Source organism: Macrococcus epidermidis, from assembly GCF_003259695.1.
In the GTDB taxonomy this organism is placed as follows: Bacteria; Bacillota; Bacilli; order Staphylococcales; family Staphylococcaceae; genus Macrococcoides; species Macrococcoides epidermidis.
The window spans coordinates 278866-300924 of the sequence record NZ_PZJH01000001.1 but is presented as its reverse complement, the minus strand read 5'-3'; the positions used below and the strand labels follow the sequence as shown (position 1 = coordinate 300924).

Below are 22059 nucleotides of genomic sequence, written 5' to 3'. Positions count from 1 at the left end.
TTAACGTTTATCAACTTTCTTCGTAATAATGTCACCGACGAATTGAATGAGGAATACAATAATTAAAATAATTACTGTAGAAACAAAAATTACGTCATTTTGTCCTCTTGTGAATCCAACTAAGTAAGCTAAGTTACCTAAACCACCGGCACCAATAACGCCAGCGATTGCTGTAGAACCAACGAGTGCAATCGTTGTGACTGTAATACCAGATACAATTGCTGGTAAACTTTCAGGAATTAATACTTTTTTAATTAATGTCCATGTATTTGCGCCCATTGATTCAACAGCTTCGATTACACCTTTATCTATCTCTTTCAATCCAATTTCAACAAGACGTGCGTAGAAAGGTGCCGCACCAATAATTAAAGCTGGCAGTGCTCCTTTTACTCCACTGATTGTCTGCATGATTAAATTTGTAAATGGAAATAGCAATAAAATCAAGATAATAAATGGGATTGCTCGGAATAAATTGACGATAAAAGCTGTAACACTATAAAATACACGTGCTGCTTTTGACTTACTGCGAGAAGTTAAGAACAATATAATACCGATAATTAACCCAAATATAAATGTGAATATTGCAGAAATAAAAGTCATTGATAAAGTTTCAACGGTTGCAGTCCATACATCTGCCCATACCACATTTTTCATGCTTAACATATCTGTCAATGTTTTAATAAAATTATCCATGTCTTTCTACCTCCATCTCAACACCATGGCTTTTTAATTCTTCAGCGATAGGTTGAAGTGATCCGTTAACTTCTTTAACATGAACAATTAAATTACCGAAAGATCCTGATTGAGTATGTTTAACATTTCCTGCTAAGATATTCATCTCGATGCCGTACTTCTTAATTACTTTACTTACGATAGGCTGGCCAGTTGAAGAGCCAACAAATTTTAATTTCATGATACTGCCATGTGGATATGCTTGTTTAATCTCTTCGATTGAAGTCTCAGTTTCATTATCCTGGATATCATCACGTACAAAACGTTTTGTGATAGTTGTTTTTGGATTATTAAATACTTCTATCACTGATCCTTCTTCAACCACTTTCCCTAACTCCATGACAGCTACTTTGTGACAGATCTTGCGAATAACTTCCATCTCATGGGTGATTAAAATTATGGTTAAGTTCAACGTTTTATTAATATCAACTAATAGTTCTAGAATTTCATCTGTCGTCTGTGGATCTAAAGCACTCGTTGCTTCATCACAAAGTAAAACGTCAGGATCATTACTTAATGCACGGGCAATACCTACACGTTGTTTTTGCCCTCCTGACAATTCTGAAGGATAAGCATTTTCTCTGCCTTCTAATCCAACAAGTTTAATCAAAGATTGCACTTTAGGACTAATGTCGCTCTTTTTAACGCCGGCTATTTCAAGAGGTAATGCAATATTGTCATAAACCGTTCTACTCCAAAGTAGGTTAAAATGCTGGAATATCATTGATATTTTTTGACGTTCTTTATTCAGTTGCTGCTTTGACAGTTTATTGATGGTACTGCCATTTACAATCACGTCACCACTCGTCGGTAATTCTAATCCGTTAAACATTCGAATTAATGTACTTTTCCCGGCACCACTGAAACCAATAATACCGTAGATCTCACCGCTTTGAATTTCAAGATTTACGTTATCGACAGCTTGTATATTTCCTTTTTTTGTTGTAAATGTCTTTACGACATTGTTTAATGTAATCAAATTTGGCCTCCTAACAAAAAAACGTCTCTCCTATGTGAACATAAGAAAGACGATAATTATCTATTTTCGACTCTCTCATCTTCTAAAGTTAATATAACTTTATGTGAATTGGCACCATGTCATTATTGACGGTTGCCGGGTTTCATAGGGCACATCCCTCCACCACTCTGGATAAGAGTTTATTTAGTTGTTTTATGAATATGTTCTTTATCTTAAGTCAATTTGAAGTATTCGTCAACAGTAAATTTAAATTTTCATACAAAGTTGTTACGGACTCAAATTGATAAGAAATATTTTCGACTATCCCATTACGAATAAACAATAGCACAGGTACACTTTTTATTTCATAATACTGACTTAAATTTTCATAATAATTTAAATCAATTTTTATAACGGGTATATTTAGAGATGCAGCAGTAATATCTAACATCTTTTCTGCAAGCTTACATGTACCACAAAACGGGGTATATCCAAATAGAATAAATGGTTGATCTGAAATTTCAAATTGCAAAAGCTGATTTAAGTTCATATTGCGCGGGCTTACCTTTCCATATCAATTGTTGTTTTACATCAAACTGATGTTTCATCATCGTTCTTGCTAAATAATCTAGTGGACAATTACCCACCTCACCGTATTTCGGATCAATATGAATATGATTACTTTCACTCACATGGCGTTTAAACCAAGATCTAATTTTACGTCCAGCTTTATCACTATCGGTCATAATATAAACTTTATGATGATACAAATCTTCAATCATATCATCCAGTTTTCCGATACCCATCGTGCCATTGGTGCATATAATATGTACAGGTTCCGTTAATACTTCTTGTAATCTTAGTTTGTCACGCTTTCCTTCTACAACGATAACTTTAGTAATTACAGACATGTCCATCACCTTTTTATCATATTGTATTCAGTTTTAGCAATTTGATAATAAAAAAATTCCTTGATAAATTATTATCAAGGAAATTATACCATTTATGCGTTAATCATTTCATCATATTGTGCTTGATCCATTAATTCTTCAAGTGCAGCATCGTCAGCTTCAACTTTAATCATCCAAGCTTGATCCATTGCTGATTCGTTTACTAATTCAGGAGAATCTTCTAATTCAGAGTTAACTTCAATAACTTTGCCTGAGATAGGAGCATATAATTCAGATACAGTTTTTACTGACTCAACGCTACCAAAAGGAGCACCAACTTCGATTTCATCTCCAACTTCTGGTAATTCAACGAATACGATATCCCCTAATTCAGATTGTGCGAAATCTGTAATACCGATTGTTTTAACATTATCTTCTGATTTTACCCATTCGTGATCTTTTGAAAATTTTAAGTTTGACATTATAAACCCTCCGTTTAATTAAAGTACTATCACTATAATAATGACACATTGTAAGCGTTTATTCAATCATTTTTATAACCAAGTATCGCTATATTCTTTTTCTTTAAAGCCTAAAGTAATTTTATTGCCATTAACAGCTAACGGTCTTTTAACTAACATACCATCTGAAGCAAGTAATTCAAACTTTTCATCATCTGACTTTTCGCTTAATGTTTCTTTAAGGTTTAATGCTTTAAATTTAGCACCCTGTTTATTGAAAAGCGCATCAATATCAACATTTGTCTGTTCTACAATCGCTTTAAATTCTGCAGCCGTGGGAGTAAGTTCAACGATATGGATAGGTTCAAAACTAACGCCATGTGTTTCTAAATATTTTGCTGCCTTTCTACATGTACTACAATTTGGTAACTGATAAAATTTTATCATCATAGGCCTCCTTCTTAATTTAACCTAATATTAACAATTATTCTTAAAGGTTACAACTGCAATCCTTATCGTTTAATAATTTATTAAAAAGGTATATAATTATCATATAAATAAATTATATAAAACACTGTGAGGGAATAATTATGAGAACAATAAGTCAATATGAAGAATTTAAAGAAATTATAAATCAAGATGAGAAAGTAATCGTAAAATTCTTTGCAGATTGGTGTCCCGATTGTACACGTATGGATTTCTGGATTGATCCTATTGTAGATGAATACAATGACTATACATGGTATAAAATCAACCGTGACCAAGTACCTGAAGCTGCTGATGAGAATGAAGTGATGGGTATCCCAAGTATCCTTATCTTTGAAAAAGGTGAAAAATTAGCACATCTTCATTCTGCTAACGCAAAAACACCTGAATCAGTTAAAGCATTTTTAGCCGAGAACTTAAAATAAAATTTTAAATTTATAAACCATCCATTGATGAAATGGATGGTTTTTTTAATATGCTGAAATTAAATTATTATTCTTTCGTGCCTTATATTCTGATTCCGTTTGAGCTGTTAAATAAACCGCTCCATAAATCATTTCATCAGTCTCGCAACCTAGATGTTTTGATAACTCTGGGTGTAGTAAAGGTGGTTGTGTTTTAATACAGCTCCCTATCTTTTCTTCATATAAAGCTAATGAAAGCGTCTGCATAAAACCGCCAATCGCAAGAACATCTTCTAAATTTTCTTTTTGACGTCGATCGCGTGGACCAACGACTAACAATATACCAGCAAGTATTTTTGTTTTGTCTACATGCTGAATTTTTTTCTCTGCATTATTCTTAAATGCAACGTCAGCAAACGTCTGAGCATAGTTTTCTAATCTTTCTTTTTTCACCCACACAATGCGCCAAGGTTCACGCATACCGTGGTTAGGTGCATATGTCGCTAATTCAATCGCACGTTCTACAGCGCTATCTTCAACAGTTGTATCGACATACTGTTTAATACTTCTTCTATTTTTTATCGCATCTTTTAATTCCAAAAAAATACCTCCTCATAAATGATAACCATTATCAATTATAAAGAAGTATCATTAATTTGTAAATCATGACTTATAAAGTACAATCTGATCATGTAAATCTTTAATATGAATTTGACCTGGTGCAACAGGATTGCCAACATAGCCAAAGGTCATAGATGATCCAAATATCCCACACGCCACTCGTGTAATCTTTCCAATTTCTCCCATCGCTATACCGATAATATTTAAATTACAGTTTTGTTTTGTTTCATAAACTGCTGACATTAAGTTAAGCACATCTTTACCATCATTCGGTTTAACCGCTAGTTTACAGTAATCTGCATCTAGTTTAATCATGCGATTATATATCGCGAGCATATCTTTAATACGTGGAGTGAATTCATATTCATGGTGACTGATTAACACTAAAATATTATTCGCACGTGCCAAAACCAATAATTTATCCATATAGTCTTCGTACATCATCAATTCTAAATCGATAATATCACATAACTTTTTCTCTATCACTTCTTTAATAAGTTCAAAATAAGCATCCATCGTAATTTTTGTCTTGTTATTCATATCTTCTGTGCGATATGTAAATAAAATTTGTTTTGATGGAAACTTATTCTTTATAAAAGCAATCTCAGATTCATAAAATTCAATTGAACCTTGTGCTAAGTCAGCTCGATATTCAACGACATCGAAATAATCGATATATTCAACCGCTTCTTTAATCACTTTTTCATCTGTGTTCTGTACATCTGATAACGTCAATATTACCTTTGGAATTGCACTACTCTGCTCTGTCAAAATAAGTCCTCCTCTTATTCATCCAATAATTAAAGTGAAAGTATGGTAAAATAGATAAGTGCTGTTAATTATTGAACAATCTCTTAAGTCTATTTTACCTTACTTGATTAATAAATTGTATCAATTATACCCATATTATAAGTTCACAATAATTTAATTTGGAAAGCATAGTGATTAATATATGGAGGATAATAATGAAAACACTATTTGATTTAAAAACGTTACCAGGATGGAAAATAGATAACCACACGAAGATAGCCATTCGTTTAGTAGAAAACGAAGACTATATCGCGATTACAAAACCCATATACAAAAGCCATAGCATAATGGACGTTATCGAATTCACTAAAGATAGTGAAGATAATATCACTTTTAAAAATATGAACAATAATAATCAGATTATCGTATCTATTGATGAAAATGATAAGACCATTCATATCCATAATAAAGCATAGTACCTATAAGGTATTATGCTTTATTATTGAAATATGTGTTTCAATTTGTTATATTTAAATATGCTAGTTATTTTATTCATACTATCTCGGGGGCGTTACGGATTCGACAGGGGTCACTTGGGTTGGTATAGCGTGTCGGAGGGTTGTCTTCGTTATCAACACAACAGTTATAATAACTGGCAAAACAAACAATTTCGCAGTAGCTGCCTAATCGCACTCTGCACCTCTCTCAAGCATCGCCTATGTGCCTGATGTAGAGGTTCAACTTTAGTAGGATACGACGAACACTTCCGCCTGGAGTCTGTTCGTAAGAGATTAATCGGGCTAGCGATACATTCGGATGTCCGTTTTCAGATGTATCGTGAAATTCAATAACAGGACTACACACGTAGAAGTATCAATTGCAGGATCTTTGGACGCGGGTTCGACTCCCGCCGTCTCCATACATAAAGAAAAGCTTATACCTTAAGGGGTATAAGCTTTTTTATTTCTGCTTATTCAGTTCTTGGCGCTTGTTCAGGAGTAATAATCTCTATTTTATAAGCTGCCGATTTAAATTTCTCTGTAAGTAATTTTATTGTACGTTTTTCATTGTTAACAACCTGTACATATACTTTATTAGACATGATGTTCGTACCATATCCAGCAACTTTTAGATTGTTTGCAGCAATGTATTTTTCTAGATGATTTTTAGCTTTTACTAATCCTTGTTCAGAATATGATGCAGTTTTAAAGATTAAATTATTTTTACCGAATTTTTTGATGATCCCATTTTTATACTTTACATTTTTCGTTAAATTTTTAATAACTACAGTAATTGTTTGTTTTTGTGGATTAATATAGTAACCAGCTCTAATATTTACTGGAATCTTAGTATATTCTTTTTTGACAGTTTGAACTTTATTAATAAAAGCTTTTTCTGACATTTTTTGAACAGACACTGTCGTTGCACTCGCATCAACTTGAGTTGATAATGCTGGTAACGTTAATGACGTTGCAATAATCGTTGATACTGCTAATTTCGTAATTTTCATATTTAACATCTCCTTTTCATATTCATTTTACACTTTTTTTGTATCGTACAAGTTTTTTTGTGAAATTACTAAATTACGCAACTTGATTGATGTACTTGGGACTACATCATTCGGACATCTAGTACATCACCAAACAAAAAACTACCGAATTTCTCCGGTAGTTAGTATTTCTCTTTCATCGCACGATCCATTTCACGTTTCGCTTCTTTTGCTTTCAATGCATGTCGTTTATCGTAGTCTTTCTTACCTTTGGCAAGTCCTACAAGCATCTTACAGTAGCCATTCTTAATATATAACTTAAGCGGCACTAACGCATAACCCTGCTCACGTGTCTGTCCGAATAATTTATCGATTTGTTTACGTTTCATAAGCAGTTTACGTGTTCTCAGAGGATCATGATTAAATCGATTTCCTTCTTCATACGGTGCGATATGCATGTTATACACATACATTTCACCGTTATACACTCTTGCGTAAGAATCTTTTAAGTTCGCACTGCCGCGTCTTATCGATTTAATTTCTGTCCCTTGTAACACAATTCCCGCTTCAAATGTTTCTTCAATGGTATAATCATGACTTGCTTTTCTATTTTGTGCTAATGTCTTTCCGTCACCTTTTGGCATAACTTCACCTCTATTTCTTTTTGCCTCTACCTGCATTTTTCACTGCTTTGGATTTATAGAATGGTTTCTTTCCACCATTTTTCTTCGCTGCTTTACTAAACTTTTCGCCAGCTGCTTTTCCACGACCTTTTTTACGTGGTTTTTGGTTATTATTGTTACCACCACTTTTACGTTCAGCTTTAATCTTAACTTCACGTATTTTACTTTCAATTTTAGCCATGTCCATACCGACTATCGCAAAATCAATCATGCGTTCATCAACATTTACATTCACGACTTTTACTTTTACTTTTTGACCGATTTTAAACACTTTACCATGACGTTCACCAATCATCGCCATATGACGTTCATCAAAGTGGTAATAATCATCTGTCATATTAGAGTTATGTACCATACCTTCGATTGTATTCTCAAGTTCTACAAACATACCGAAGTTAGCAACAGAGCTAATAATACCCTCAAACTCTTCACCTAAATGTTGAATCATATATTCTGCTTTTTTCAGATCATCTGTATCACGTTCTGCATCAATCGCACGGCGTTCACGTTTAGAAGTATGTTCACTGATATCAACAAGCTTGTCTTCCCATATTGCTTTTTGTTCTTCATTCATTGAATGTTCGATTAAGTATTTGCGGATTAATCTATGAACAATTAAGTCCGGATAACGTCTGATTGGTGATGTAAAGTGTGTATAGTATTCAGCAGAAAGTCCAAAATGTCCTAAATTCTGTTCAGAGTATTTCGCTTGCTGCATTGAACGTAACATAAGTGTAGAGATAACTAATTCCTCTGGTTTATCTTTAATTTCTTTACCGATATTCTGAAGCGTTTTTGGATGAATATTTTCAGTACCGCCTTTAACGATTAAACCGAAATTTGTAATGAATTCAAAGAATCGCTTTAATCTGTCTGCTTTCGGTTCTTCATGGACTCGATAAATAAATGGTACTTTTAATTTTGCAAAGTGCTCGGCTACGGTTTCATTGGCCATTAACATAAATGATTCAATTAATCGTTCACCTAATCCGCGCTCGCGAATAACAACTTCTTTAGGCACACCTACTTCATCTACTAAAATCTTAGCTTCTTTAAGGTCGAAATCAATTTCTCCACGATTTACACGCATTTGTTTTAATATATCAGCTAAATCTTTTGCGTGTATCAACAGTTCATGAATATGTTTATACTCATGTATTAAGATTTCATCATTATGCTCTAATATCTGATTGACAGCATCATACGTCATTCTTTCATCAGAGTTTATCACACTTTGATAAATTTTATGATTTACAACACGTCCTGTATGATCGATTTCCATCTCACAGCTTAACGTCAATCGATCGACTTTAGGATTTAAGGAACAGATACCATTACTTAATCGATGTGGAATCATAGGTATTACGCGATCGACTAAATAGACACTCGTCCCACGCTCAAATGCATCCTGATCTAGCATTGATCCTTCCGTAACATAGTGACTAACGTCAGCAATTGAAACGATTAATTTATAATTGCCATTTTCTAACTTTTCCACACTAATCGCATCATCTAAATCTTTGGCATCAGCACCGTCAATTGTAATGGTTAATACGTCACGTAAATCTACACGATCTTTATAATCATGTGGTTCAATTTCATCCGGCACATTGTTCGCTTCTTCAATAGTTGCAGGATTGAAATCAATATTAATACCATGTGTATAGATAATGGATAATATATCTACACCAGGATCATTTTTATGTCCAAGGATTGCTTTAACCATACCTTCAGGATTGTTCGTGCCATCAGCATATTGTGTCAATTCCACTAATACTTTATGTCCTTCTACAGCACCAAGATTTTTACCTTTAGGAATAAAGATATCTTGTGTAATACGTTTATCATCCGGAAGTACAAACCCAAAATGTCTCGCTTCAGTATAGGTTCCGACAACTTGCGTTATCGCACGTTTCTGTATTGCTTTAACTTCACCTTCGTTACGCCCATCACTTGCTTTTGACACACTCACTAATACTGTATCGCCATCCATCGCTCTGTTGATCTTATTTGGCGGGATAAATACATCTTCTATCGCCTCATTTTCCGGACGAACGAAAGCGAATCCTTTTTTGTGCTGACTTAGAGTACCTTGTACTAAGTCTCCCGGACTACCCGGTATATAGTATTTATCATTTTTAGTGCGATTGATCTTGCCTGACTGCTCAAGCGCTACTAAAGTTTTTACAAGTCCAGTAAAGGCATCTGCATCTTTTAAACCAAGATGTTTTTCTATATCTTCTACCGTAATTGCATTCCCTTTTAATGATTGTAAATATGCAATAACTTCTTCTTCAAATAGATGCATATATATTGCCTCCTTTTTAATTTGACCATTCAAGCTTTTCTAAAAATGCTAAAAAGTCATTAAACAATTGTTCTTTCTCAATATCTATTGTAACAACATGACCACTTTTCTCATACCAATGTATCTCTTTTTCTTCACTTTCAGATTCATTATATATAATATTCGCTGAATCAATATCTATCATTGTATCTAAACGTCCTTGTGCAACGAATAAAGGCGCATATACATTATCTAAAGTTGGTCTTATTTCAGCTAATGTCGTCTGTAATTCTTCAAGCATTGATGTTGGATGAAAGGCTGACATCTCGCTCTCAATTTGTTCAGGCGTCTTTCCTTCACGCTTTTTAAATTCACGTGCATATGCAAGCACACCATCAAACATATTCCCTGTCGTCTTTATATGCATTGGTGAACACATCGTCCCAACACCCATTACATCTCGATATTGACTCAATTTTAAACTAAATACGCCTCCCAGTGATACACCAGCTACTGCTATTTCCTCATATCCTTTTGATTTCAGGAAATCATAAGCTTCTATAACCTGACTCCACCAAACATGTGGACTGGACTGTAGCAGCTCCTCTGGAGGTACACCGTGTCCTTCATAATGCGGTGCATAACATGTATACCCTTGTTTCTGTAAAAAACGTCCTAATTGACGCACATCAGAAGAGTTTCCAGTAAAGCCATGTAATAACAACACTGCTCTTGGGCCTTCTTCAAAAAAGAATGGTTTAGGTAATTGAATTTTCATTTTCATCAAAAATATCTCCTTATATATTTATTGTATGTGTTTTAAGTACAAAATAAAAATAAAAAAGCCCGAACAATGTGTCCGGACCCCTTATTAAATACCAAAATAACCGATTGCAATTGTAATTAAGAAAAGTAAAACAGACGCAACAATAGTAATTCTATTTAAAATTAAATCAACACCACGTTGTTTTTGTTTTCCGAATAATTGTTCAGCTCCACCACTAATTGCTCCTGATAAGCCATTACTCTTACCTTCTTGTAATAACACAACAGTGATCAATACAAGACAATCAATAATTAGTAATACTGTAAGTAAAGTATTCATTGATGGTCCTCCTCAATTTCTAATAACTCATATTATATTAACATATTCACTTGTAAAAAGAAACATAAAGAAAAGGAACGTCGTCACGTTCCTTTTCGATGTATAGACTATAAAGTTATTATTTACTGATGTTGTAGAAAGAGTTTAATCCTTCAAATTTAGCAGTTTCAAATAATTCATCTTCAATACGTAATAATTGGTTGTATTTCGCAATACGGTCTGTACGTGATAATGAACCAGTTTTAATTTGACCTGCATTTGTAGCAACTGCGATATCAGCAATTGTAGTATCTTCAGTTTCACCAGAACGGTGAGAAACTACTGCAGTATAACCAGCTTTTTGAGCCATTTCGATTGCTTCAAATGTTTCAGTTAAAGTACCAATTTGGTTAACTTTGATTAAGATTGAGTTACCAACACCTTCGTTGATACCACGCTCTAAAATTTTAGTGTTCGTAACGAACAGGTCATCTCCAACTAATTGAACTTTATCTCCTAAACGTTCAGTTAAAGCTTTCCAACCGTCCCAGTCGTTTTCATCCATACCATCTTCGATAGAGATAATTGGATATTTATTAACTAATTCTTCTAAGTAATCTACTTGTTCAGCTGAAGTACGTTTCGCACCGCCTTCACCTTCGAACTTAGCATAATCATAAGTACCGTTTTCATAGAATTCAGATGAAGCACAGTCGAAACCTAAGAATACATCTTTACCTGGTTCAAGACCTGCTGCTTTAATTGCTTCTAAAATCGTTTCAACTGCATCTTCAGTACCTTCGAATGTTGGAGCGAATCCACCTTCGTCACCTACTGCAGTTACTAATCCACGAGATTTTAAAATTTTCGCTAAGTTATGGAAAATTTCTGCTCCCCAACGTAAAGCTTCTTTAAAGTTAGGTGCGCCAACTGGTAATACCATAAACTCCTGGAATGCGATAGGTGCGTCAGAGTGAGAACCACCGTTAACGATGTTCATCATAGGCACTGGTAATTGTGTACCGTTAAATCCACCTAAGTATTTGTATAAAGGCATACCTAAGTATTCAGCAGCTGCGCGCGCTACAGCGATTGAAACACCTAAAATAGCATTTGCACCTAATTTACCTTTGTTTTCTGTACCGTCTAAAGCGATCATCATTTTGTCGATTGATACTTGGTCTAAAACTGAAAAATCACCTTCGATAATCTCTGGAGCGATAATTTCATTAACATTCTCAACAGCTTTTAATACACCTTTACCCATGTAACGGTCTTTATCACCATCGCGTAATTCAACAGCTTCATGTTCACCAGTAGAAGCACCAGAAGGTACTAATGCACGACCTAAAGCACCACTTTCTGTAAATACTTCAACTTCAATTGTAGGATTACCTCTTGAATCTAATACTTCACGTGCATAAACATCTGTAATAATTGGCATGTGTAAAACTCCTTTGTTTGTTTTATTTTCTATTTTATTATTCCCGATTTGTCAGGAATAATCAATTAATTAAATTAATTTTAGTAATACTTTTAATCTAAGTGTGAATTACTTTTGAATTAATGATTCACCGGTCATTTCGACAGGCTTTTCAACACCTAATAAATCAATTAATGTTGGTGCTAAATCAGCTAAACGACCACCACTACGCAGGGTAACATCTTCACGTGTTACAATTACTGGCACCGGATTAGTTGTATGCGCAGTCATAGGTGTTCCGTCGATTGTTAATACTTCATCTGAGTTCCCATGGTCAGCTGTAATTATTGCAGTGCCTCCCATTTCTATAATCTTATCAACGACAGCACCTAAACATTCATCGACTGCTTCTATAGCTTTAATTGTAGGTTCAAGCATCCCTGAGTGACCTACCATATCAGGATTGGCAAAGTTTAATAAAATTAAATCCAAATCACCTTTATTAAGTTCTGCAAGCAATGCATCTCGTACTTCGTATGCACTCATTTCAGGTTTCAAATCATATGTTGCAACTTTTGGTGAGTCAATTAATACACGACGTTCTCCATCAAACGCTTCATTACGTCCACCACTCATGAAATATGTCACGTGTGGATATTTTTCAGTTTCTGCAATACGTAATTGTTTTAAGCCATTTTTACTTGCAACTTCACCAATGGTATTGACTAAATCTTCTTTAACAAACACAACATCAGCTTTCACTTGATCATTATACTTAGTAAATGTTACAAATTTGATGCCGATTAATCGTTTATCCATTTTAAAACCATCAAATTCCTCATTCGTGTAGACTTCTGATAATTGTGCTGCACGGTCAGGTCTGAAGTTGAAGAAGATCATTGCATCTCCATCATTAACACCTGTATTTTCTGAACCAACTTCTTCGTCTTTTACTACGAATGGTACTACGAACTCATCGTTAACACCTTCAGCATAACTTGCTTCAACACCAGCTTTAGCTGTTTTGTATTCGACACCTTTACCGTATGTCATCGCATCATATGCTAACTGTTCACGATCCCAACGCTTATCTCTATCCATCGCATAATAACGACCTGAAACAGATGCAAATTGTCCAACACCAATTTCTTTAAATTGACGTTCAGTTTCCTCAATGAATTGTAATGCTGTTTGCTGACCAACATCACGACCATCTAAAAATGCATGAACATAAACTTTTTCAACACCTTGTTCTTTTGCAAGCTTTAATAATGCAAACAGATGTTTGTAATGACTGTGTACACCACCGTCAGATAATAATCCCATTAAGTGTAACGCTGAATCATGTTCTTTTACATGTTTCATCGCATCTAATAACACTTCATTTGTAAAGAAGTCACCATCTTGGATTGATTTATTGATACGTGTTAATGATTGATACACAATGCGGCCGGCACCAATGTTTAAATGGCCAACTTCTGAATTACCCATTTGTCCTTCTGGTAATCCTACATCAAGTCCACACGCCATTAATTGCTCATGTGGATATTTGTTGTAGTAACGATCAAAATTCGGTTTATTTGCTTGAGCTACTGCATTACCGAATGTCTCTTCTCGGCAAGCAAAGCCATCAAGTATGATTAAAGCAGTTGGGCTTTTCATTACTTAGCACCTTCTAACAATTTTACGAATGAATCTACTTCTAATGACGCTCCGCCTACTAACGCACCGTCAATATTTTCATTTGCCATGTATTCTTTAATGTTTTCAGGTTTAACAGAACCACCATATTGAATACGTACAGCTTGTGCTACTTCTGTATTGAAGTCTTTTTCAACAACTGAACGAACGAATTTACAAGATGACTCAGCATCTTCACTTGTAGCAGATTTACCAGTTCCAATTGCCCAGATTGGTTCATAGGCAATGACAGCAGATTTAACTTGTTCTTCAGTAAATCCTTTTAATGCGTTAGAAACTTGAGAACCAACACGAGCTTCAAATTGACCTGATTCACGTTCTTCATCTGTTTCACCACAGCAGATAATTGGCGTCATACCGTGTTTAAAAACAGCTAATGCTTTTTTATTTACATCTTCATCTGTTTCACCAAAGTACTCACGACGTTCAGAATGCCCTAAAACTACATACTTAACACCTAAGTCTTTTAAAGCAGCTGGTGATGTTTCTCCAGTATATGCTCCATTATCTTCAAAATAACAGTTTTGCGCGCCGATATTTAAACCTTCAACGTTCGCATTTACTAATGCATCTAATTGAATTGCTGGTGCACAAATAACTGCATCAACGCTATCCGTGCTTGGTAAAGCAGGTAAATTAGCGACAAAATCTTTTGCTTCCTTAACTGTTTTGTTCATTTTCCAGTTTCCTGCGATAATTGGTTTTCTCATTTTAATAGCCACCTTTTTATTTTTCAGAGATTGATTTAATACCAGGTAGTTCCTTACCTTCTAAATATTCTAATGACGCTCCGCCACCTGTTGAAATATGTGTAAATTTATCTGCAAATCCAAGATCCATAGCAGCTGCAGCTGAATCTCCACCACCGATAATTGTAGTCGCACCATCTAAATGTGCAATCGCTTCACAAACACCGATTGTACCTTTAGCGAAGTTGCTCATTTCAAATACACCCATTGGTCCGTTCCAAACTACTGTTTTAGCGCCTTCTAATTCTTTTTTGAATAATTCAATCGTAGCTGGTCCAATATCTAACGATTGTAAATCTTGAGGAATTTCATCAACTGAAACAGTTGAAATTTCTCCATCATTTGAGAATTCTTTCGTTACAACTGCATCAACTGGTAATACGATCTTACCTTCTCCTCGTGCTAATAAATCATTCGCTAATTCAATCTTATCTTCTTCTAATAATGATTGACCGATTTCTTTACCTTGAGCTTTTAAGAAAGTATAAGCCATACCTCCACCGATCAATACTTTATCAGCTACTTTTAATAAGTTTTCGATAACGCCAATTTTGTCAGAGACTTTCGCGCCACCTAAAATTGCTACAAATGGGCGCTCAGGATTTTCTACTACGCCACCTATGAATTTAATTTCTTTCTCCATCAGGAATCCAGCAGCAGTTTCTAAATGTGTAGCTACTCCTACGTTTGATGCATGCTCACGATGAGCTGTACCAAAAGCATCATTGACAAACACATCTCCTAAAGAAGCCCAGTACTTACCTAATTCAGGATCGTTTTTACTTTCTTTCTTACCATCTACATCTTCAAAACGTGTGTTTTCAAATAATAAAACATCTCCCGCAGCTAATGCATCAATTGCTGATTCTAATGCTTGTCCACGTGTTTCAGCTACAAATTTAACATCTTTCCCTAATAGTTCAGTTAATCGTGTTGCTACAGGTTGTAATGATAACTTCGCTTTATCCTCTTCTGCTTTCACTTTACCTAAGTGAGAGAATAAAATAACCTTACCACCTTGTTCAATAATATATTTAATAGTAGGTAATGCTTCTACGATACGATTATCATTAGTAATCGCACCATCTTTCATAGGTACGTTAAAATCTGCACGTACTAAAACCTTTTTATCTTTTAAGTCTAAATCTGAAACAATTTTTTTAACCATCTTTGTGGCCTCCTATAAAATATTAGTGTTTACGATGTTAATTATAACAATGAACCCCTAATAATAAAATAAGCAGGAGAAGCGAAATCTTCCCCCGCTTACGCGTGAATAAAATGTTATTTAGATTGTGCTTGTTCAGCTAAGAATTCTAAAGTACGTACTAATTGAGCAGTATAACTCATTTCGTTATCGTACCAAGCTACTGTTTTAACCATTTGGTGTTCACCAACAGTCATTACACGTGTTTGTGTTGCATCGAATAATGAACCATAAGTAATACCGATAATATCAGAAGAAACGATTTCATCTTCAGTGTAACCGAATGATTCGTTAGAAGCAGCTTTCATTGCAGCGTTTACTTCTTCAACTGAAACTTCTTTTTCTAAAATTGTAGTTAACTCAGTTACAGAACCTGTTGGTACTGGAACACGTTGTGCTGATCCGTCTAATTTACCTTTTAATTCTGGAATTACTAAACCGATTGCTTTTGCAGCACCTGTTGAGTTAGGTACGATGTTGTTTGCTGCTGCACGTGCACGACGGAAGTCACCTTTAGCATGTGGTGCATCTAATGTGTTTTGGTCACCTGTGAATGCGTGAACTGTCATCATTAAACCTTCGATAATTCCGAATTCATCGTTTAATACTTTAGCCATTGGTGCTAAACAGTTAGTCGTACATGAAGCACCTGAAACGATTTCTTCTGAACCGTCTAATACGTCATGGTTAACGTTATATACTACAGTTTTTAAGTCACCTTTTGCCGGTGCTGAAATTAATACTTTTTTAGCACCTGCTTCAATATGCGCTTGTGCTTTTTCTTTATCAGTGAAGAAACCAGTACATTCTAAAACAACATCAATTCCAAGTTCGCCCCATGGTAATTCAGCAGGGTTTGGATTTTCGAATGATTTGATTTCGCGACCGTTTACACGGAATCCACCTTCAATTACTTCTACTTCTTCTTTGAAACGACCTTGCGTTGTATCATATTTTAATAAATGCGCTAACATTTTATCGTCTGTTAAATCGTTAACTGCTACTACTTCAATACCTTCTACTTCTTGTAATCTTCTGAATGCTAAACGTCCAATTCTACCAAATCCGTTAATTGCTACTTTTACTGCCATGAGTAATGGCCTCCTTTATATATCATATATATTTTATTAGGGGATACCCCTAAGTGAATCCAATTCTTTTAACACATTAATCAAATACACAATTTGTATACTTTCACTAATTATTTCACGTTATACAACATAATTTAATTATAACCATAAAAGTCATTAAAACAAAAATATTACGCATATAACTTAAATTATGTAACTGGTAAAGTCTGTTGTTTAATTTGTTTCACCAGCCAATGCGCTACAGTTGAATCAATAATTAAAATCGTATGTTTGGGTGCAACATTTAAATATGCTTCAATCGCATATTGTTTAGTACTTCCACCTGCAACTGCGATAATTTTCATAGATTCATTTAAATCTTCTAGTTGAATACCGACCGTTCTAACTTTATGGACGACTTCACCAGCTGCATCAAAGTAATAACCGAATGCTTCTGCGACAGCATTCTTTTGTTTTAAAATTTCGAAATCATTACTAGATGAATGTCTACGCTTTGCCATCTTCATCGCATCCCCGATACCATGAATTAAAATGTTTGCATTTTTAATATGATCGAGTACACGCTTTACAGATGGTTCATTTACAAGTGTATTATATGCTTCTTCACTTACCTGGTCAGGTACATATAATACTTCAAATTGACATTTCCCGTGTTCAGCCATTTGCTGAACAATTGCATTCGCTTGAAAAGACAAGTCTTCACCTAATCCACCTCGGGCAGGTGTGAAGATAACGCGTTTATTGAGCGGTTTTAACTGATTCGCTACGCTGAGCATCGTTGAACCACCAGTTACAGATACGATATCACCGTTAATCACTAATCTTTGCAAAACATTACTAGCTGCTTCACCAAGTCTGTTCTTAACAACTTCATCAGTATCTACATTACCATTCACTACAATCACTTCTTCTAAACCATAATATTGTTTGATTTGTTGAGATAAACTTTCTAATGCTGCATAACCTTCCATTAAAGATTGAAGATCTGCAAGTACGTCTATCCCTTCATCAGTAATTGTCATACCTTTAGATGAAATATTAACTAAACCTTGTACTTTCAATAAATCAATCTCAGTTCGGAGTACTCTTTCAGTAATCAAAAGAATATCACTTAAAGATCTACGACCAATCGGCTGATGAAGATGAATCGTATCTAAGATTAAATAACGGCGATACATCTTTTCAATTAAATCGGGAATCAGTAATTGTTGAACCTTTAATAAATGATTCATATGACTCCTCCTTTAATCGATAACAATTAGTTGGACTAAATACGACCCGCACGGGTCAAAAACTAACTAACGTTACAATGCAATAATAACAAGACTAAATAAGTTTTGCAAGTAATTAGAAAACTTAAAAACGTTTACATTTTATATTATTTTAATTTATTTATATTTACTTTGAAAATAATCAATAATTGTTACAAAATCGACATTACCTTCCTGTATTGTTGCACCAGTATCTTTATCGATCAACACAGGTACACTTAAACAATATAATTCATTAAGCTTATCATCTTGCTGAATATTAACTTCAGTCACATTAATATCGATATCTTCCTGTGCAAATGAAATCTGAAACTTTGCATCATCACATAAATTACAGTTTGGTTGTGTATAAAAAATAATATGTTCCATAATGACCTACCTTTATATTTTAATAAGCGTCTTTTATTGTTATTTAATGTTTATTCTTTAATATTCATTTTTTTATTATTTATTATTTGTATATTAATAAACTTCATAGCACTTCACTATCAATATGTAATATCTACTATTATAATGAATAACAAGTAAATTAAAAAATTTTATAATACAGTTTCAAATCTTTGACTATATTTGACGTTATAGTGTATATTATTTTTAACAGTAAACAAGGAGGCAATAAATTATGAATTTAATTCCAACAGTTATCGAATCAACTAACAGAGGTGAGCGTGCTTATGACATTTATTCTCGCTTACTTAAAGATAGAATCATTATGCTAGGATCTGCTATTGATGATAATGTAGCAAATTCAATTATTTCTCAGTTATTATTCTTACAAGCACAGGACGCTGAGAAAGACATCTACCTATACATCAATTCACCAGGTGGAAGTGTCACTGCTGGTATGGCAATCTATGATACGATGCAACATATTAAACCAGATGTTCAAACGATTTGTATTGGTATGGCTGCATCAATGGGTTCATTCTTATTAGCAGCAGGTGCAAAAGGGAAACGTTTTGCATTACCTAATGCAGAAGTAATGATTCATCAACCTTTAGGCGGTGCGCAAGGTCAAGCAACTGAAATTGAAATTGCAGCACGTCATATTTTAAAAACACGTGAAAAACTTAATCGTATTCTTTCTGAACGTACAGGTCAACCTGTTGAAAAAATTGAAAAAGATACTGATCGAGATAATTTCTTATCTGCTGATGAAGCTAAAGAATATGGATTAATTGATGAAGTTATGCATCCTATTGATGAGAAGAAATAATCAGAATATAGGTACAGATTATTAACTGAATAAATTATTTATACTAAGCACTTAGACATTTGTATGTCTAAGTGCTTTTTCAATTTTACGCGAATCTATTTATTATATTATAATAATAAATAGATTAAAAAGATTAACACAAATAATAACTATTCCTAATAGTAATTAATCCTATTAGGAATAGTTACTATTTATAAAAAGTAATTTACAAAACTTTTACACAATCACACTCATTTATTTACAAAGTTTTGATAAATTTAGAATGCATTAAAAAACTATTAACTTTTTGGAGGATTATCATGAAGAAAATCAACAAAGTATTAGCTACAACTTTAACTGCTGGTTTATTAGCAACTTCTCTGCCAGTAACTGATGCATCACACACTGCAAAGGCTGCAACAAAAGTATGTAAGCCAAGTTCAACACCTAAAAACGTTATCTTTATGATCGGAGACGGAATGGGTCCATCTTTCGTTGCTGCTCATAGATATATGCGTGACAATGCTGCTACTAAGAAGTTAGACAGAATTTCATTTGATGACTATTTATTAGGTGCTCAAACTACAATTGCAGATGATGAACATCAAAATATTACGGATTCTGCTTCTGCTGCAACAGCAATGAGTGCAGGTGTTAAAACTTACAATAGTGCAATCGCAGTAGACGTTAATAAGAAAGAAGTTAAAACAGTATTAGAGCAAGCTAAAGCAAAAGGTAAATCAACTGGTTTAGTTGCAACAAGTGAAGTAACACATGCAACTCCAGCTGCATTTGGTGCGCATGATGAGTCTCGTAAAAACATGGCTGCAATCGCTGATGATTACTTTGATGAAATGATTAACAAACAACACAAAGTTGATGTTATCTTAGGCGGCGGAAGAGATTATTTCGAACGTGAAGATCGTAACTTAATTAAAGAATTCCAAAAAGATGGATACAAATTCGTATCAAACAAAAAATGGTTAAAGAAAGTTTCAAGTAACTCTAAGCAAAAGAAAGTTATCGGTTTATTCTCTCCTGGTGGAATGCCAAAAATGATTGACCGTGATAAAAATATGCCATCATTAAAAGATATGACAAATACAGCACTTAAAAAATTAGGTTCTAACAAAAAAGGATTCTTCTTAATGGTAGAAGGTTCTCAAATTGACTGGGCTGGTCATGCAAATGATATCACTGGTGCAATGAGTGAAATGCAAGATTTCGATGCTGCATTCCAGGAAGCAATTAAATACGCTAAAACTGACTGTAATACATTAGTTATCGCAACAGCTGACCACTCTACTGGTGGTTTATCAATGGGACAAGGTGGAGAATATAACTTCTTCGTAGATCCAATCAAAAAGATGAAACATACACCTGAATATTTACGTGCTCAAATGATGAAAGATGGCGCTGACATCGATGCTATCATTAAAGACAATATCGGTTTCGAATTAGAAGCTGAAGAAATTCAAGCTATTAAAGATGCAGTAGCTTCTAAAGAAGCTGTGAAGATTGAAGACGCTATCGAAAAACCTGTAAACAAAAGAAGTTTTACTGGTTGGACAACTGGCGGACACACTGGTGAAGACGTATACATTTACGGATATGGACCAGGTAGTGAACAATGGCGCGGTAGCATGGATAATACAGATAACGCGAAACGCATCTTTAAATTCTTCAAATAGTCAACTTATTTAAAGAATATCCAGGCACAAATTGTGTCTGGATATATTTTTTTATACTTAAATCAGAAGGAGTTTTAAAATGAAATCTCTATCTACATTATTCTTATCTACTACACTTTTGTTAACTGCATGTAATGCAGATCATTCCTCTCAAGTTAAAAAAGAAACGTCTACAGAAAGTACTACTGATACAAAATCAAATATAGATAAGTCTAGTAATTCAGCAAATAAAAACATTAAACCTTATACAGAGCAGCAAGCTAAAAAAATATTTGGTTCCGTTGAAAAATTAAGACCAGGAAAAATAAAAAAATATCCGGTTAAAGGTGTAGAATCAAAAACCATTAGTAAAGTGATCAAAGTTAAAGATAATGACACAATCATCTATTCAGAAGATACAGGGCACGGAATTCCAACGATACCTGCAGGTGAAAACCATGAATTTACGGCTATTTCTGAAGTAACATATAAGGATCTAAAAATGTATATGCTGCAGGATGGTCGCTTTATTACTGCTGATCCAAAGCATGTTGAAATTGTTAGTAGCGATAAATCAGCACATTTTTATCCAAAGTTTGAAATGCACGAAGAAGATTATAAATATTTAGATACGCTAAATAAAAATGATAAAGATTATATAGCTTATGAGAATTATGCAAAAAAATTCGGCGCAACGCAATACGACAGTAAACGTGAATTATTAATGTTTACAGCAATTCATCAGGTTAATAATGAAACAGAAGGAAGTTTTGTAATAGAAGATACTCCTTTTAAATCATTTGAAAACTTCAAAAGTTCCAAATAGGAATCTTTACAATTTATTAATATGAAATTTACTGCTTAGAAATAAATCCTTTACATTATACTGATATATTAAAGCTATCAA

25 protein-coding genes, 1 other RNA gene and 1 riboswitch are annotated in these 22059 nt (G+C 34.1%); of the genes, 6 read left to right on the top strand and 20 right to left on the bottom strand.

Annotated features, from left to right (window positions below; genetic code table 11):
- From BHU61_RS01660 to BHU61_RS01635, 6 genes are all read right to left on the bottom strand, one after another.
- Complete coding sequence (locus BHU61_RS01660) at positions 1-693, bottom strand: methionine ABC transporter permease (protein WP_111714327.1); 693 nt, start codon at positions 691-693, stop codon at positions 1-3.
- Positions 686-1711: a methionine ABC transporter ATP-binding protein gene (locus tag BHU61_RS01655; RefSeq protein WP_111714326.1), complete on the bottom strand. Its 1026-nt coding sequence runs from the start codon at positions 1709-1711 to the stop codon at positions 686-688. The genes BHU61_RS01660 and BHU61_RS01655 overlap by 8 nt, the downstream gene beginning before the upstream one ends.
- Before the next feature lie 72 nt (positions 1712-1783).
- Positions 1784-1889, bottom strand: a riboswitch (SAM riboswitch).
- A 39-nt stretch (positions 1890-1928) separates the two neighbouring features.
- Positions 1929-2240 carry a thioredoxin family protein gene (locus BHU61_RS01650; RefSeq protein WP_111714325.1) on the bottom strand — a complete coding sequence of 104 codons (312 nt, stop codon included), beginning with the start codon at positions 2238-2240 and terminating at the stop codon, positions 1929-1931.
- Entirely contained in the window at positions 2212-2601 is a 390-nt protein-coding gene (locus BHU61_RS01645) for a toprim domain-containing protein (RefSeq protein ID WP_111714324.1), read from the bottom strand. The genes BHU61_RS01650 and BHU61_RS01645 overlap by 29 nt, the downstream gene beginning before the upstream one ends.
- 92 nt (positions 2602-2693) lie before the next feature.
- Positions 2694-3062 (bottom strand): glycine cleavage system protein GcvH, encoded by a 369-nt coding sequence (gene gcvH / locus BHU61_RS01640; protein ID WP_111714323.1) that lies wholly within the window; start codon positions 3060-3062, stop codon positions 2694-2696.
- A 72-nt stretch (positions 3063-3134) separates the two neighbouring features.
- Entirely contained in the window at positions 3135-3488 is a 354-nt protein-coding gene (locus BHU61_RS01635) for a Spx/MgsR family RNA polymerase-binding regulatory protein (protein ID WP_111714322.1), read from the bottom strand.
- 143 nt (positions 3489-3631) lie between these two features.
- Between BHU61_RS01635 and BHU61_RS01630 the strand changes: the two genes are divergently transcribed.
- Positions 3632-3952, top strand: a complete 321-nt coding sequence (locus BHU61_RS01630) for a thioredoxin family protein (protein WP_096077065.1) — start codon at positions 3632-3634, stop codon at positions 3950-3952.
- 45 nt (positions 3953-3997) lie between these two features.
- Here BHU61_RS01630 and BHU61_RS01625 read toward each other — a convergent pair whose 3' ends face one another.
- Together BHU61_RS01625 and aroD are read right to left on the bottom strand one after the other, a co-directional pair.
- Positions 3998-4531: a nitroreductase family protein gene (locus BHU61_RS01625; RefSeq protein ID WP_170122426.1), complete on the bottom strand. Its 534-nt coding sequence runs from the start codon at positions 4529-4531 to the stop codon at positions 3998-4000.
- 63 nt (positions 4532-4594) lie between these two features.
- The gene (gene aroD / locus BHU61_RS01620; RefSeq protein WP_158554284.1) at positions 4595-5323 is read right to left on the bottom strand and encodes a type I 3-dehydroquinate dehydratase; all 729 of its coding nucleotides are present in this window, start codon (positions 5321-5323) and stop codon (positions 4595-4597) included.
- Positions 5324-5517: 194 nt separating this feature from the next.
- Here aroD and BHU61_RS01615 point away from each other — a divergent pair, with 194 nt between their 5' ends.
- Positions 5518-5778: a hypothetical protein gene (locus BHU61_RS01615; protein ID WP_111714320.1), complete on the top strand. Its 261-nt coding sequence runs from the start codon at positions 5518-5520 to the stop codon at positions 5776-5778.
- 88 nt (positions 5779-5866) lie between these two features.
- Positions 5867-6224, top strand: a transfer-messenger RNA (tmRNA) gene (gene ssrA, locus BHU61_RS01610).
- 48 nt (positions 6225-6272) lie between these two features.
- Here the strand turns inward: ssrA and BHU61_RS01605 are convergent.
- The 12 genes from BHU61_RS01605 to BHU61_RS01550 all read right to left on the bottom strand — a co-directional run bounded on the left by BHU61_RS01605 (position 6273) and on the right by BHU61_RS01550 (position 18656).
- The gene (locus tag BHU61_RS01605) at positions 6273-6812 is read right to left on the bottom strand and encodes a hypothetical protein (protein WP_111714319.1); all 540 of its coding nucleotides are present in this window, start codon (positions 6810-6812) and stop codon (positions 6273-6275) included.
- A 161-nt stretch (positions 6813-6973) separates the two neighbouring features.
- Positions 6974-7435, bottom strand: coding sequence for an SsrA-binding protein SmpB (gene smpB, locus BHU61_RS01600; protein ID WP_099580384.1), 462 nt, complete (start codon positions 7433-7435; stop codon positions 6974-6976).
- A gap of 10 nt (positions 7436-7445) precedes the next feature.
- Positions 7446-9782, bottom strand: a complete 2337-nt coding sequence (gene rnr / locus BHU61_RS01595; RefSeq protein WP_111714318.1) for a ribonuclease R — start codon at positions 9780-9782, stop codon at positions 7446-7448.
- Positions 9783-9798: 16 nt separating this feature from the next.
- Positions 9799-10539, bottom strand: coding sequence for an alpha/beta hydrolase (locus tag BHU61_RS01590; protein WP_111715497.1), 741 nt, complete (start codon positions 10537-10539; stop codon positions 9799-9801).
- 93 nt (positions 10540-10632) lie between these two features.
- Entirely contained in the window at positions 10633-10866 is a 234-nt protein-coding gene (gene secG, locus BHU61_RS01585; protein ID WP_096077071.1) for a preprotein translocase subunit SecG, read from the bottom strand.
- Between the two features lie 118 nt (positions 10867-10984).
- On the bottom strand, positions 10985-12289 hold the full coding sequence (gene eno / locus BHU61_RS01580) for a surface-displayed alpha-enolase (protein ID WP_096077072.1): 1305 nt from the start codon (positions 12287-12289) through the stop codon (positions 10985-10987).
- A gap of 108 nt (positions 12290-12397) precedes the next feature.
- Positions 12398-13930, bottom strand: a complete 1533-nt coding sequence (gene gpmI, locus BHU61_RS01575; RefSeq protein WP_111714317.1) for a 2,3-bisphosphoglycerate-independent phosphoglycerate mutase — start codon at positions 13928-13930, stop codon at positions 12398-12400.
- Entirely contained in the window at positions 13930-14679 is a 750-nt protein-coding gene (gene tpiA, locus BHU61_RS01570; RefSeq protein ID WP_111714316.1) for a triose-phosphate isomerase, read from the bottom strand. Before tpiA ends, gpmI begins: the two co-directional genes overlap by 1 nt.
- A gap of 16 nt (positions 14680-14695) precedes the next feature.
- Positions 14696-15886, bottom strand: a complete 1191-nt coding sequence (locus tag BHU61_RS01565; RefSeq protein ID WP_111714315.1) for a phosphoglycerate kinase — start codon at positions 15884-15886, stop codon at positions 14696-14698.
- 116 nt (positions 15887-16002) lie between these two features.
- Positions 16003-17016 (bottom strand): type I glyceraldehyde-3-phosphate dehydrogenase, encoded by a 1014-nt coding sequence (gap, locus tag BHU61_RS01560; protein WP_111714314.1) that lies wholly within the window; start codon positions 17014-17016, stop codon positions 16003-16005.
- A gap of 188 nt (positions 17017-17204) precedes the next feature.
- A complete protein-coding gene (locus tag BHU61_RS01555; RefSeq protein ID WP_111714313.1) occupies positions 17205-18248 on the bottom strand; it encodes a sugar-binding transcriptional regulator in 1044 nt (347 codons plus the stop codon).
- A gap of 156 nt (positions 18249-18404) precedes the next feature.
- Complete coding sequence (locus BHU61_RS01550; protein ID WP_111714312.1) at positions 18405-18656, bottom strand: glutaredoxin family protein; 252 nt, start codon at positions 18654-18656, stop codon at positions 18405-18407.
- Positions 18657-18909: 253 nt separating this feature from the next.
- On the opposite strand from BHU61_RS01550, the gene clpP reads away from it, so the two are divergent.
- The 3 genes from clpP to BHU61_RS01535 all read left to right on the top strand — a co-directional run bounded on the left by clpP (position 18910) and on the right by BHU61_RS01535 (position 21978).
- Positions 18910-19503 (top strand): ATP-dependent Clp endopeptidase proteolytic subunit ClpP, encoded by a 594-nt coding sequence (clpP, locus tag BHU61_RS01545; RefSeq protein WP_099580368.1) that lies wholly within the window; start codon positions 18910-18912, stop codon positions 19501-19503.
- A 299-nt stretch (positions 19504-19802) separates the two neighbouring features.
- On the top strand, positions 19803-21173 hold the full coding sequence (locus BHU61_RS01540; RefSeq protein WP_111714311.1) for an alkaline phosphatase: 1371 nt from the start codon (positions 19803-19805) through the stop codon (positions 21171-21173).
- A 79-nt stretch (positions 21174-21252) separates the two neighbouring features.
- Positions 21253-21978 carry a hypothetical protein gene (locus BHU61_RS01535; protein WP_111714310.1) on the top strand — a complete coding sequence of 242 codons (726 nt, stop codon included), beginning with the start codon at positions 21253-21255 and terminating at the stop codon, positions 21976-21978.
- Positions 21979-22059: the final 81 nt, after the last annotated feature.